This is a genomic window from Bartonella tribocorum CIP 105476 (genome assembly GCF_000196435.1).
GTDB classification, from domain to species: Bacteria; Pseudomonadota; Alphaproteobacteria; order Rhizobiales; family Rhizobiaceae; genus Bartonella; species Bartonella tribocorum.
The window spans coordinates 2,285,967-2,298,688 of the sequence record NC_010161.1 but is presented as its reverse complement, the minus strand read 5'-3'; the positions used below and the strand labels follow the sequence as shown (position 1 = coordinate 2,298,688).

The window sequence follows — 12,722 nt, the reverse complement described above, 5'->3', positions numbered from 1 at the left end:
TTTAACTTAGACCTTTGCTAATAGTGATGCTAATTTTTTTATACCCTTCGCTATCATGTTGGTTGTAGCTTTAGCAGCTTTATCTGTTAGTTGAGCCGTTGTTTTAGCAACTGGCCATGAGCCTGTAAGAGAAGCCCCCCCAGAGGCTAAAGCTGATGCGATATCAGGGAGTCTGAGGAAAAGAAAAATACCCCCAATACCAACAACCAAGAACTGAATTAAAGTAGTGAAGATATTGTCAACACCTTCTGAAAAAACGGTCATTGAAATCTTGACATATAAACCACCAAGCAGCACGACTAACACATATAAAATGATGAAGTTTGCAACTTGCCCTAACCATGCTTCTGTGAATTTTCTGGTTGAGGAAAACATATAGAGGCTTATGAAGAGTGGTCCTATTGATAGGACAAGAAACAAACCCAATTTAGCAAATAATGAAACAACAAAACCGACTAGACAAAAAAAGGCAGAAATAACTAGGCAGATAAAACCAGCAATCCATGTCGCAATAAACATCCCCATTTGAGTCAGACCTGTGTACTTGTTTGCTGCGTCCAAAACCTGTGCTCCAGCTTTGCCTATCATATTATCCCATACATTTCGATCCACATGTGCTCCTTGTGTGACGTTTGCAATGGCATTTGGCAGATCATGGAAAAATATACCACTGACCCACTCATTATAAAGAGCAGCCTTTGTGGCAAGTGAAACAACGATGCCGAGTTTGAAAGTTGTCACTATAAATTCCCATAAGGGCATGGAAGAGCGCCCATAGATGATATTGTAGCCCATGAATATAATGTAAAGCGTACAAGATAGCTTAAGCGGAGCACCTAAGCTTGATGAAAGATGGTTAATGGTTTTATCCATTGTATCTGTAAGTGGTTTCATCAACATATTATCTATATCAGTGAATATGCCTTTGCTGTCTACTGCCATTGAGATGCTCCGCTCTTCATTGTGTCTTAATGGTTATTTTGTTGTTCTTCTGCCGCGCGCTCTTTTGCTCTTCTTTCTTCCTCAGCACGCTCTTTCGCTTCTTGTTCAGCTCGGAATTTTTTATTCTCTTCTCTCATTTTTGCAAGATCGGCTTCCATTTCAGCTTTAGCTTTGTCCATTGCTTTACGATAACGTTCATCATTTTCACGTTCTCTTTCTGCTTCTTGTGCTTCATATTCTTTTTGAAGTTCTAAAAATGCTAACCGCATGTTTTCACAATTTTTTGAAGTTCCTGCAAATCCACATTTCGCATCCCACTCGAAGCGTAATTTTTCATCTTTTTTAAATTCAGCGACGCTATAGGTTTTTTCACATCCAGCTGTGATGAGCCCTGTGCCAAGTAGCAATGTTGTTATGATGATCTTGTTCATGATTAATGACTGTCCCCTTGTTTTTCAGCGCGCTCTTTCGCTTCTTGTTCGGCTTGTTCTTTTGCTTTTTCTTCGGCTTCTTTTTTTTCTATTTCAGCTTTCCTTTTTTCAAAATCAATTTTCCATTTTTCATGTCTAGCTCGTAGTTCGGCTCGATATTCTTCCATCGCTTTACGGTTTTCTTCTTCGCGTTCACGCGCTCTTTCTTCCGCTTTTGCTTCATATTCCTTTTCAAGTTCAAGTTGTGCTAACCTTAGGTTTTCACAATTTTTTGAAGTTCCTGCAAATCCACATTTAGCATTCCACTCTTCCATCAATTTTTTATCTTTTTTAAATTCAGCGACGCTATAGGTTTTTTCACAGCCAGCAGCGATAATTCCAGTGCAAAGTAGTAATGCTAGTATGATGATTTTATTCATGATTAATGACTGTCCCCTTGTTTTTCAGATTTTTGCTGCTCATCATTTGTAGAGCCAAAACCTCCCCATTTCTTACGGGTTTCAAATTCAGCTTGCTCTGCGTTTTTACAATTTTTCGATTTAAGATCCCCTGATGTCAAACATTTCACGAGTACTTCTTCCATCAGTTTTTTGTCTTTTTTTAATTCTTCTACGCTGTAGGTTTTTTCACAGCCAGCAGCCATAAGCCCTGTGCAAAGTAGCAATGTTGTTATGATGATCTTGTTCATGTTCAAGCCCCTCTTTTTATCCTTTATTGACCACGCATTTTTTGGGCTAAAGCTTTAGTTCGTGCTTTAAATTCTTCCATTTCACGTCTTTCTGCCGCTTTTTCTTCTGCTTGTTGAATCATGGCGGCGGCTTGCATTTGGAGAACTTTTGTTTGGAGGCCTGCTTGTATTGCTTCTAGTTTTGCTTGAATACCTTGAATTTTACCAGCCTCTTCAGTACTTCCAAGTTCATCGAGAAGCTTGTTAATCTCTTTTTGTGTTTCACTGGCTTCTTCGTAGACATCTTGGCCTTTTGCTGCTTGTCCTACTACGCGCTGTTCAGCTCTTTTTACTTCCTCTGCGTAAAAAGCATCTACCGCCTCTTTTGATCCTGCTCCGCCTGAGGGCTCTTTGTATTTAAGCTCTTCTTGCCATTTTTGTGCGTTTTTGCTGCTGCTCCCGCCACCGCCACCGCTGCCCATCGATTGTTGAAAGTTATTAAAGTCAGAAGGCAGAGCGCCATTGCTCCCTTGCTGGTTAAACAGGTTTTTTAATGCCGAGATATCAGGTTTGGCATTTAAAGAGCTATATAATTCTTTCATTTGGTTTAGTTGACTTTTTAGTTGATTGAGTTGGTCTGCGCCTTGTTTTAACTGATCAGCCAATTTTGCCACAGCTGTAGGGTCAAATACCATCTCGCCCACTCCAAAGGCATTTGCTTGAGGTTCAAAAGAAATTGCGCAGAAGACTGTTGCCAATAAAAGTTTTTTCATTGTTTTGACCTTTCTTGGAAAATGGGGAGCCATTTTTCTGGAGATTTGCCAACTTCTTCCATAATGGTCTCTAAAAGTTCAATATTCTTGGTGGTGCCACTTAAAATGGCTATTTCATCATCAAAGCCCCGTAAATTGAGTTCTGCTACAACAGAACTTTGCCCCTGCTTGATGAGAAAACGCCGTGACTCCCGGCTTAATTCTGCTTGTATTAGGTTAAACTCTCTGTCAGATAATTTAAAACCCTCTACATAATCCGAGTGGTTGCCCTTTTGATTGGGAAAATAAATCTGAGTGGGACATTGCTCTATAATGGTGTGCGCTATCGTCGAATTAATCGCATCTTTGGGTGATTGCGTGGCAAATAACATCAAACCATTCTGTTTACGAATGGTCTTTAGCCTGTCTTGCGCAAAGGCTTTAAAGGAATCATCCTCTAGCGCTTTCCAAAACTCATCAATGACAATGATAATACGACGCCCGTCAATCAGAGACAGAATCCTATGAAATAAATACATCATTAATGGTGGACGAATTTCACATTGTCCAAAAAATCCGTCATATCATAACCAATAAATTTGGCATCAATGCCTATGTCATCATCCGGATTGTCAAAAACCCACCCCAAGGCATTGCCTTTACACCATCTCTCTAATCGTCCCGCTATTCCTTCTCTATGCGTGGTATCAAAAAACATTTGTAAGGCGGATATCGTCCGTTGTTCTTTTGGCAATAGAGCAAGCTGGTCAACAGCGGCCGTGATATCTTGTCTTTCCGCTTCACTGATCTTTTGATCTTCAGAAGAAACAAGCTTGATAATCCATTGCCGCAAAAAGACTCTATCTGCTGGATTGTTATAGTCTAAGCCTTTTAGCGGTGCTATGCCTGTGGGTTTTCCATTTTTCAAAGGCATATAGGTGCCGCCACCCGCTCTGACAAAAAGTTCCGCACCACGATCCTTATCAAAAAAGACCATATTGGGATCATGCTTTTGAAGTTGTGCTAGTAAAAAATTAACAATAACCGTTTTCCCAGAACCAGAGGGACCACAAACAAACGTATTGCCTAAATCACCAAAGTGAAAATTAAAATAAAATGGTGAACCAGCAGAGGTCTTCATCAAGGCTACCGCGGGTCCCCATACATTGCCATCTATTTTGCCAACCGGAAAAGAATGAAATGGAGAAAGCGCTGCATAATTGCGGCTTGTTATCGCACCAGAACGCGTGCGATACGCATAATTGCCAGGCAATTGTGCCCACCAAGTTGCCGCTAACCCTAAATCTTCCCGTGCAATCACAGCTCCACCATTTGTGAGCTGAGAACGTGCTTTGGCAAGATTATCCGCTAACTCTTGCGGGGCATCCGCAAAAACTGCCAACGATAAATGATGCTCCCCTAAAACAAAACGATTCGATTCAAGATCATCAAGCGCATCATCCAGTTCCATAATTTGTGAGCCCGCACGGTCTCCCGCATTGACCATTTGGTTTTGTTTGCGTCCCATAATCTGCTTGGCAACATTTTTGCTCTTGAAAACAAATGATTGGGTGAAAATAAACTCAAAGGGAAGCGTCAACAGACCATCCGCCATGCCGACTCTCGTTTTTGCTGGATATTCTTTCCAACCAAACATCCCCGCAAACCGACGTCCTGCTTCAGTGCGTATTTCGATGATCTCTTTCCCAAAAATAATGCGGTCTGAGTAAACCGTCGAAGCTATCGTCCCCCATGTGAGAGGAACTCGTTCACGACGACCCCCAACCAATTGATGGATAAACTCACTTTGCTGCGAATAAATATTGCCTTCATGTTCATAAAGACTCAATCTTCTTGCGCCATAACGCTCTAAATTTTGAATTACATCTGCCGTAATATCTTCAAGCTTGCGAATGGATTCTTCATCAACTTCCGTTTTTTCTTGCTTGGCTTTTCCTAAACGTTTGAAAAATTCCGCTAATTTATCCGTTTTATCAACGTGAGGATTCCACAAAATTGAAAGATAGAGATCATTGCGATAAAGCTCCTGAGAAACCATCCGTTCGCGATATTTATCATCTAATTGCTTCGCAAATGCTGATCTAAAAGTGCCATCCGGATAAACCGTTTCACGCTTCCTGATAATATGGCTATAAAGCGCTATCCGTTCATCAGCAATGTTTTTAAACAGATTATTCAGCTGTTCGTGTAGCACATTCAGATCAATAATATCTGCTGTCTCAAAGTTAAGACCTTCAAGCGCAATAACGGACATAAGAGCTCGTGAATCCAGCGCAATGATATGCTTGTTAACATGGCGCACATAAGGAATGATCGCCTCTGGCTGCTTTTCACGTTTGCATTGAGCAGCATTCATTATAATTCCTCATAATTACGAATTAATCGTAATGGAGAAACACTTCCCCCACCCCATAGACTAGAATTTCTGGCAAAAATAGTTGTCTTTTGCCATGTCAGAAGAATACGAAATTTGTTGTGATCATGCTTTAGGATTTCTTTGAATATGAAATGCATGGCAATACCAATGGTTACAAGAAAAATATTGCCTGTCATAATAAACAATATCATCGCTCCTATCGCATTTAATCCCATAGCTTCCACCGTCACGCCTGCAATCATTGCAGGGCGCGTGCAAGCAAGAAACAACGTATCTTCTGTTAGCTTGCCGTGCTCTTTCATGGCTTTGACAGACAAAGTTTAACTAGAAAACATTGCTGCGATCTGTGGTGCACCAAAAATAATGCCGATGCCAACACAAACAAAAAAAGCTTTACGCATTTCAACATAACCAGCAATCCAGGCAATCCCAATACCGGCAATCGCAATGGTTGCAATTGATTTTGCAATTGGTCCTGTTAAGGCTGAGATTATTTTTTGAAGAGCACTTTCAATTTTTCCGAAGCCGCCATCTGCAAATGCTGGCTCACTAAGTGCAATGAAGGCAACAAACAGCATTAATACTGTTGTTAACCATTTCTTTTGAGGATTAGATAAAATACCTTTTTGTAAAGTGTGTCCACAACTGAACGAATTATTCATGTTTTTCATGAAAAACCCCCACGCTATTTAAATAGTTGATTATTAAATTAATATTTAAAATATTAACAATGTCTCATATAAAATGAAAAAAATATTTAAATTACCAATATTTAATTATTTTATGATTTAATAAACAATAATATAAATAATATTCAAAATGATACTTTTTAAAATGTTCGATTAGTGTTTGAATATATTGTCTTAATTTGTATTATTATTTTGTTTTGACTATTTTATTTAAGTAAAAATGCCGAAAAATTTATTCAAACAGCTTTTTTAAAGTACCAAAAAAGAGAATAGAAAAATCCGTTCAAAATCCAAAGTCAAAGTTGATGGATTATGTAAACAAACAAAACGTGGTGTTGAACCAAGAACCATTGGTATCACAATTTTATGAAGAAAATGTCCCCATTTATTCGGGTGCTATTCAGGTCACAAGTGGTGTGACCTTTAAAATGATCACGCCCGTGGATGATGGATGGAGAAAGAGGATTATTCGTGATATCCGCTTATATGGTGTGGAAACTTGTGAAATGCGTCAATTTGCCTCACGCAATGGGATTAAGTGGCCCTGTGGTGCTTTTGTTACGGCGTGGCTTGTCTCAAAAACAATCGACAAAAATGTTACCTGTCGGCAATCCCGTGTCATTAAACAAATTCATTATGCTCAATGTTTTGTGGATGGCGTTGATCTTGCACGCTTGGGGCTTGCAGAAGGGTTGATGGTTTTGACAAAAGATCAGCATAATTTTCCATCTCCAGCAGACTATAAAAATTTACAATTGACCGCTCAAAAAGCACAAAATGGCTTGTGGTCAAGCCAATTTCAACAACCAGAAGATTGGCGAAGAGATCACGGGAGTTATAATCCCATTGATCATAATTGATATTGACCATAACGGATAAAGCGCCTTCTTTGGTGCTGTTTAAAAATGAAGACAATATTCCACAACGAGCCTTATCAGGTAAAAGTTGACCACAAGCCCCATAGGTCTTAGTGGACAACTCTCGTCATGAAAAATTATTGTGTTTGGAAAATTATTGTGTTTAAAGCTCGCTTACATGTATGGGTTGTTCACTACAGCGCTATATGGGAGTGCGTTCCCTTCTTATGCCTCATTTTCGCTTTTTTTAAATGAAAGGCTCTTCGCTTGGGTCGCGGTAAAAGGGCTGATGAAAGTGTGTAGAGAAAGGCAAAAACAGACCTTTTTCAAAAAACAACCAATTGCAAAACAAACCAGAATTTTTAACGCAAGCATTGCCTCATGTTGCTATGTTTGAAAAATAGGGTGCGCAATGCGAAAGGGATTTTAGAGGTTCTATGGAATTTTGAGCTAAAATGAAGGGAATTTCTTCTCAAAAGCTTGAAGACGCTAAAAAGACTTGGAAAACAAAAGGGTGTTTTCTCTCTCGAAGGAAAGAAAACACCCGGGGGGGGATAGAACGATAGCTTTGCATATTTTAGTCTGAAAAGCGGTCTTTTTTATCTTTTTTCCACAGAAAATATGTTGCTAGTCCCAGAATGGGGACACCCAATTTGGCAAAAGGGATATGTTGACTGAGAACAGCTAGGCTGGAAATCGTCGCATCTGTCATCAGCTTGTGGCGTTGTTCTTCGGTCTTTTTTTGTTGGTCATAGCGTTGATAAGCCTTAAGAAATCGGTTGATCATAAACGCTAACCCTCCAAGAAAAAGCCAAATTAAAAACAGGATACTGGCGGCGGTAAGAGGCTTTACAATAGTACATAACGCAAGAAAACCAATAATACATAAAAAAAGCAAAGCCATAAAAAATGAAATGCCAATCAATCCGCAGCAAATGGCTTGAAGGCGCACTTGCTTAACCGTGCTTTTAAGCCCTCCACCGACAAGATGGTTTAAAAGAGGAGCGATAAATTTATGCATTGTTTAACGACGCAGTAATTGAGAAAGAATAAAACCAACCCCTGCAGCAAACAAAACGCTTTTGCCAGGATTTTTGCGAACGCATTGGTTCATGGTTTGTTCAAGATCACTGATTTTGTCTTTTGCTTGGGACATGATGTCTTCACTGCTTTCTTTCGCTGAGTGATACAGTTTTTCCGCTTTGTCTTTGGCTGCATTGAGTTTTTTTGCACCAAGATCTGTCAGTGTTGAGGTCATCCCTGAAATTTCATGACGTAACGTTTCTAGTTGTCCCTGGAGCTCGTTTTGTAGGTCTTTTTCTGCGGCGGTTTTATTTTTTTGTGGTGTTTTATTATTGGCCATGATGTTTTTTCCCTCTCTTAATCTATTTTATATTTGTGTTGGTGTGTTCATCGTAATCATTTGCATTGGAGTGAAAATTTTTACTGCTTGGGTAACGTCCAAAGTTTTTTTTGGTTCCCTTCATTTTGTCGAATTTAAAATTGTTTTTGATAAAATAAATCTCGCCTATAATGCCGTCTATAAGATGTAATTTGGCTGATAAGATTAGGCGCTGTCGGTAAGGAAACCTCTCTGTTGAAATTGACTTCATTCTTCAGTTTCTCGTGGTGCAGTTTTTTTTTTGAGTATGTTGAAACTTGTTTTTTAAAGACGTGTGACAGGGAAAAATATGGTGATGGCGATTTTGCAGGAAAAATTTTGCAAGAGGAGGTATGCCGTTTTTATACTTTTGAAGCAGAGAAGAAAAATAATATAGCCTGTTCTTTTCTCTTATGCATTTGAGGGGCTAAATGAACACTCCGCATTGTATTCTTTGTCTGTTTAAAAGAGCGCGACCGTCCTTTTTAATGACTTATGGCACCTTTTTAATTGTAAAAAGGAGATTTCAGAGAATTGATTTTTTTTAAGAGGTGAATATCTTTTTCTTCAAGTATTCCATCTTTGCTGCTTATTTCATACAAATTATTTCGTATAAGGAAATGTTTTGTTGGGTTTATTCAAGAGCCGTTGAAATGAGAAAAGCGTGCGATATAAGAGGATCATTCAAGAGGCGTTATGATAAATTATTCTTATAAGTCAATGTGTTATTTTTAAAAATTAAAATATTATATGGGATATTTCTGATACATTTATCATTTTGCCAAATTTACAGCGTAAATTGAGTGAGTAAGATAAATTTGTTGAAGAGTTTCTTTAGGATAAAAGAGAATTTAGGGAAGAAAACTATACTTGATTTATCAAGTTTTCTTTCTTAAGAGGAATGCGAAAGTGACGTTGAAGGGAAATGGCATTGTGGAACAGTAATGCTATGCGGGATGACGGTCCAGTGTATAAAGAAGATTAAGATCACAAGAGTGTGAGAGAGAAATGGAATCTGAAACAGTCCCTTTAGAGAATAGTTCTGCTGTATTGGCAGTGCATGATTTTTCTCCTTTTTCTATGTTTATGGCTGCTGATTGGGTGGTGAAAGCTGTTATCATTCTTTTGTTGCTTGCTTCTCTTGTGTCTTGGACAATTGCTTTTGTGAAAATTATTGAGATCACTTTGGCAAAACGACGCGTGCGTCATGAACTCCGATTGGTTCTTAATGCTCAGACTCTTACGCGTTTGGCTGCGAGCTTGAAAGAAAGCAAAGGGGCGGGGGTCTTTTTTCTCAAAGAGGTTCTTAAAGAGGTCTATCTTTCTACACAACAGGTTCATTTTGCTTCTCCCGAAGGGACAAGCGAAAGCTCTGGTGAGAGAGCGAATACAAGGAAAAGTGTACAAACGCTTGAAGATATTCTCTTTTATGAGGAAAACGATCAATATGGAGGTGCTTCTCGCGATGTTTATGTCCGCGATGTTCATGAAGGTTTAAAAGAAAGAGTTCATTCGCTTTTGTCGCGCTGCTTGCTGGCTGCGATACGCCGGGTTGCATATGGGAACGCTGTTCTTGCAACCATTGGTGCCATTGCACCCTTTGTTGGTCTTTTTGCAACGGTGTGGGGAATTATGAATTCTTTTATTGGGATTGCTCAATCGCAAACAACGCGACTTGATGTGGTGGCTCCTGGAATTGCTGAGGCTTTATTTGCAACGGCTATGGGGCTTTTTGTAGCTATTCCCGCCGTTGTTATGTATAATAGTCTTATGCGTGCTTTGAATGGTTATCGTAGTGATTTAGGGGATATCGCTGCTGCTCTTGAAAGGCTTTTGAGCCGCGAACTTGATCGGCAAAAACAACAGAAAAGTCATACAAAATGAAAGCAAGCTTTAATGATGATTGGGATGAGGATGAAAGTGGGTTGCACAGCGAAATCAATGTGACTCCCTTTATTGATGTTGTGTTGGTGTTGCTGATTGTTTTTATGGTTGCTGCGCCACTGGCAACATCTGTCATTCCTGTTCAGCTTCCTTCTATAACGCAAGTCCCTTCAGTGGTTCAACCTGATGAGCCCCTTTATGTCACTTTGCAAAAAGATCATTCTCTTTACATTGATGATCATCTTATAGAACAAGCAGCCTTGAGAGAAACTTTGTTAAGAGAAACCAAACAAAATTTAGAAACAAAAATTTTAATCAAAGCAGATAGTGAAATTGATTATGGTATTGTCATCGATTTGTTAAACCAAATACGAATGGCTGGATATCGTAAAATTGGTCTTGTCGGATTACAAAATTCTCCCAATCTTGCTGCAAGAGGTGGGGGCAATCATAAAACAGCCGATACGAAAAATGGACCTGTTGTGGCAGACGGTACCCTTGAGGGAGCGGGTGCTAACATGGTGGGGCAGGAGGCGGCAACAATGAGCGATGCCGTAAATACTCATATTTCTGGAACTTCTGGAATGGCTTTTGAGCCGTGATAAAAAAGAGCCTTTTAAACAAGGAAATAGAACACTTTCATCAAAGTTACAGAGTGAAATTGATAATGGAATTGTTATCGATTGATCAAACCGCGTATGCGCTGGAGAGCGTAAAATTAAGTCTTGTCAAATTATAAAATGCTCTCAATATTGCTATATTGCTGCAAGAAGTACGGTATAAAACAACTGTTGTCATTGTTTGTATCTTAATGCATCTAAAGCTTCTGCAATGGTATCCATGAAGGATGCCCTCATAAAATAATCATTAAAAAAATTGATTGGAAACTTCATCTTGATGCTTCATAAAAAAGCAAGCGGGTATCATTATATTCTTTGCATCTTCTCTCAAAAGCATTTACGGCAAACTCTTTTAAGGAATGAAGATTATGTATTGCTTCACGCTTTTGTTTGTCGCCTATCTTTGATAGGGCTATGACCTTCACGTAAAACAGAGCGCCACCCAGTTGCCAATTCACGGGCTTGTTTTAAGAAACATCTCTTAAGGCACCTAAGCCCATTTCACGACGGTGCTTGTGAAGGATATAACGATAAATCCATTGTGCTCCACCATTTTTACCTTTGTGAAGAAGCAAGCCGGCACTATCACATACTTTGCCAGCTCGTGGGTATTGTGATAAGCCCTTAGTACTGAGAGCGTTCATAAGAGCCATTTTTAGTCCTTTCTTGTACAGTTTTTATCCACACGCTTATCCTACTCTATGGCGTGCAAGCAAATGGTTTTGGTTGTTGCAACATAAACAGGTCTGGAATGAGAGAATCTTACGGTTTCGGGACTCTCCTTCAAAATACAAAAAAAGTGAATTATCATTATAAATCAATGTATTGTGCAAGATTTTGACAGTCTTTGGCACATGAGGTCATAAGAAGCATTTTTCCAGTTTTTATTTACACTGGCCAGTAGCGCTTGTCATGGACTTGTAACCGATAAGAGATTTGGCTTTGATGGGGACACAAACAGATTTGCCATGAGAAAATCTCATGGCATTTGGCTCTCTTATTTTATAAGACAATGCATTATTCTTATCAATCATCAATCAAGCTGATGCGTCTTCTGGGTCATCATCATCAAACGTTTCAGGGGTGTTGAGGCGCATGTGAAGGGTATGGTTTGTGTGAGAAGCGTGGAAGGATGTGTACTTTAAAAGTTTAAAAGCCCCAAGTGATCAATGAAAGACGTGCTGGAATAGGGCATTGTCTCAAGTGCTAAGGTTTTTTCTTCGGTTTTTTCTTCTCCAAGGGCTGTATGTCAATCAAGACTAGCAAAACCAGCCATATAAGGAAGTTTCATTGTTTCAAACGCAAGACGGCTGAATTGATAAAGTAACGAGATTGTAAAGCGTGAAAAGAGATAGGAGAAAAAAGAATGCTGCTTTAGAGGCGTGTTTAGCGAAGGAGTCTTGGGCGTAAATGGGCGTTACTCTTGCTTCCACGCTTTAACGATCAAAGATCTCCAAAAAATCACGGAAACCAGAAGAGCCAGAAGTGAAAGAGTCGTTGGAATGAGTCCATGTTTCTTTAAAAGCAGATTTTTTAGAGCTGCTTTAAGTATGTCCTGTTGAACCAAAACCGCCTGTTCCACGGCTTTGGTTATGGTTTTGGTCGTCTTTTTGCTCTGGTTCAATAGCGCAAACATTGACTTGGGTTACGGGGGCGATGACCGTTTGGGCAATGCGCATTTCCCGTTCAATAGAAAAGTCTTCCTGACCCAAATTGATGAGCAGGACTTTGACTTCGCCACGGTAATCACTATCAATGGTTCCAGGGGTATTGAGGCATGTGATGCCGTGCTTTAAAGCTAAATGAGAAGCGTGGACGTATTTGTGCTTCAAGCCCCAAGTGATCAATGAAAAATGAGACCCGTTGGAATAAGAGCACGCTGCCCTGGGGCAAGAACAAGCGTTTCTTCTTCTCCAAGGGCTGCACGCAGATCAAGACTAGCAAAACCAGCCATATAAGGAAGTTTCATTGTTTCAAACGCAAGACGGCTGAATTGATAAAGTAACGAGATTGTAAAGCGTGAAAAGAGATAGGAGAAAAAAGAATGCTGCTTTAGAGGCGTGTTTAGCGAAGGAGTCTTGGGCGTAAATGGACGTTACTC

Annotated in this window: 12 protein-coding genes and 3 pseudogenes; 3 read left to right on the top strand and 12 right to left on the bottom strand. The window is 39.6% G+C overall.

The window, feature by feature from the left end:
• Positions 1 to 6 precede the first annotated feature (6 nt).
• The 8 genes and pseudogenes from BTR_RS10350 to BTR_RS10315 all read right to left on the bottom strand — a co-directional run bounded on the left by BTR_RS10350 (position 7) and on the right by BTR_RS10315 (position 5,861).
• The gene (locus BTR_RS10350) at positions 7 to 942 is read right to left on the bottom strand and encodes a TrbL/VirB6 family protein (RefSeq protein WP_012232410.1); all 936 of its coding nucleotides are present in this window, start codon (positions 940 to 942) and stop codon (positions 7 to 9) included.
• A gap of 26 nt (positions 943 to 968) precedes the next feature.
• Entirely contained in the window at positions 969 to 1,373 is a 405-nt protein-coding gene (locus BTR_RS10345; RefSeq protein ID WP_012232409.1) for an EexN family lipoprotein, read from the bottom strand.
• A 2-nt stretch (positions 1,374 to 1,375) separates the two neighbouring features.
• Positions 1,376 to 1,792: an EexN family lipoprotein gene (locus tag BTR_RS10340; RefSeq protein ID WP_012232408.1), complete on the bottom strand. Its 417-nt coding sequence runs from the start codon at positions 1,790 to 1,792 to the stop codon at positions 1,376 to 1,378.
• Positions 1,793 to 1,794: 2 nt separating this feature from the next.
• Positions 1,795 to 2,061 carry an EexN family lipoprotein gene (locus BTR_RS10335; protein ID WP_038474257.1) on the bottom strand — a complete coding sequence of 89 codons (267 nt, stop codon included), beginning with the start codon at positions 2,059 to 2,061 and terminating at the stop codon, positions 1,795 to 1,797.
• 23 nt (positions 2,062 to 2,084) lie between these two features.
• Positions 2,085 to 2,813 carry a type IV secretion system protein gene (locus BTR_RS10330; protein WP_012232407.1) on the bottom strand — a complete coding sequence of 243 codons (729 nt, stop codon included), beginning with the start codon at positions 2,811 to 2,813 and terminating at the stop codon, positions 2,085 to 2,087.
• Positions 2,810 to 5,169, bottom strand: a pseudogene (locus tag BTR_RS10325) (VirB4 family type IV secretion/conjugal transfer ATPase). Before BTR_RS10325 ends, BTR_RS10330 begins: the two are co-directional and overlap by 4 nt.
• Positions 5,169 to 5,492: a VirB3 family type IV secretion system protein gene (locus tag BTR_RS10320; RefSeq protein WP_038474254.1), complete on the bottom strand. Its 324-nt coding sequence runs from the start codon at positions 5,490 to 5,492 to the stop codon at positions 5,169 to 5,171. The pseudogene BTR_RS10325 and the gene BTR_RS10320 overlap by 1 nt, the downstream one beginning before the upstream one ends.
• 18 nt (positions 5,493 to 5,510) lie before the next feature.
• Positions 5,511 to 5,861, bottom strand: coding sequence for a TrbC/VirB2 family protein (locus BTR_RS10315; RefSeq protein WP_012232405.1), 351 nt, complete (start codon positions 5,859 to 5,861; stop codon positions 5,511 to 5,513).
• Positions 5,862 to 6,184: 323 nt separating this feature from the next.
• Here BTR_RS10315 and BTR_RS10310 point away from each other — a divergent pair, with 323 nt between their 5' ends.
• Complete coding sequence (locus BTR_RS10310) at positions 6,185 to 6,739, top strand: nuclease (RefSeq protein WP_012232404.1); 555 nt, start codon at positions 6,185 to 6,187, stop codon at positions 6,737 to 6,739.
• Between the two features lie 574 nt (positions 6,740 to 7,313).
• Here the strand turns inward: BTR_RS10310 and BTR_RS10300 are convergent.
• The gene (locus BTR_RS10300; protein ID WP_012232403.1) at positions 7,314 to 7,757 is read right to left on the bottom strand and encodes a hypothetical protein; all 444 of its coding nucleotides are present in this window, start codon (positions 7,755 to 7,757) and stop codon (positions 7,314 to 7,316) included.
• Between the two features lie 3 nt (positions 7,758 to 7,760).
• On the bottom strand, positions 7,761 to 8,099 hold the full coding sequence (locus BTR_RS10295) for an ElaB/YgaM/YqjD family protein (RefSeq protein ID WP_012232402.1): 339 nt from the start codon (positions 8,097 to 8,099) through the stop codon (positions 7,761 to 7,763).
• A 1,026-nt stretch (positions 8,100 to 9,125) separates the two neighbouring features.
• On the opposite strand from BTR_RS10295, the gene BTR_RS10285 reads away from it, so the two are divergent.
• Entirely contained in the window at positions 9,126 to 10,001 is an 876-nt protein-coding gene (locus BTR_RS10285) for a MotA/TolQ/ExbB proton channel family protein (protein ID WP_012232401.1), read from the top strand.
• On the top strand, positions 9,998 to 10,603 hold the full coding sequence (locus tag BTR_RS10280) for a biopolymer transporter ExbD (RefSeq protein WP_012232400.1): 606 nt from the start codon (positions 9,998 to 10,000) through the stop codon (positions 10,601 to 10,603). The genes BTR_RS10285 and BTR_RS10280 overlap by 4 nt, the downstream gene beginning before the upstream one ends.
• A 329-nt stretch (positions 10,604 to 10,932) precedes the next feature.
• Here BTR_RS10280 and BTR_RS12815 read toward each other — a convergent pair.
• Together BTR_RS12815 and dut are read right to left on the bottom strand one after the other, a co-directional pair.
• Positions 10,933 to 11,274, bottom strand: a pseudogene (locus BTR_RS12815) (Arm DNA-binding domain-containing protein); the annotation flags it as partial.
• Positions 11,275 to 12,165: 891 nt separating this feature from the next.
• Positions 12,166 to 12,590: pseudogene (gene dut, locus BTR_RS10265) on the bottom strand (dUTP diphosphatase); the annotation flags it as partial.
• Positions 12,591 to 12,722 lie beyond the last annotated feature (132 nt).

Coding starts and splice junctions, on each gene's coding strand:
- BTR_RS10315 (WP_012232405.1), bottom strand. CDS start 5,861: ATGAAAAACATGAATAATTCGTTCAGTTGTGGACACACTTTACAAAAA.
- BTR_RS10285 (WP_012232401.1), top strand. CDS start 9,126: ATGGAATCTGAAACAGTCCCTTTAGAGAATAGTTCTGCTGTATTGGCA.
- BTR_RS10350 (WP_012232410.1), bottom strand. CDS start 942: ATGGCAGTAGACAGCAAAGGCATATTCACTGATATAGATAATATGTTG.
- BTR_RS10280 (WP_012232400.1), top strand. CDS start 9,998: ATGAAAGCAAGCTTTAATGATGATTGGGATGAGGATGAAAGTGGGTTG.
- BTR_RS10300 (WP_012232403.1), bottom strand. CDS start 7,757: ATGCATAAATTTATCGCTCCTCTTTTAAACCATCTTGTCGGTGGAGGG.
- BTR_RS10335 (WP_038474257.1), bottom strand. CDS start 2,061: ATGAACAAGATCATCATAACAACATTGCTACTTTGCACAGGGCTTATG.
- BTR_RS10320 (WP_038474254.1), bottom strand. CDS start 5,492: ATGAAAGAGCACGGCAAGCTAACAGAAGATACGTTGTTTCTTGCTTGC.
- BTR_RS10330 (WP_012232407.1), bottom strand. CDS start 2,813: ATGAAAAAACTTTTATTGGCAACAGTCTTCTGCGCAATTTCTTTTGAA.
- BTR_RS10310 (WP_012232404.1), top strand. CDS start 6,185: ATGGATTATGTAAACAAACAAAACGTGGTGTTGAACCAAGAACCATTG.
- BTR_RS10345 (WP_012232409.1), bottom strand. CDS start 1,373: ATGAACAAGATCATCATAACAACATTGCTACTTGGCACAGGGCTCATC.
- BTR_RS10295 (WP_012232402.1), bottom strand. CDS start 8,099: ATGGCCAATAATAAAACACCACAAAAAAATAAAACCGCCGCAGAAAAA.
- BTR_RS10340 (WP_012232408.1), bottom strand. CDS start 1,792: ATGAATAAAATCATCATACTAGCATTACTACTTTGCACTGGAATTATC.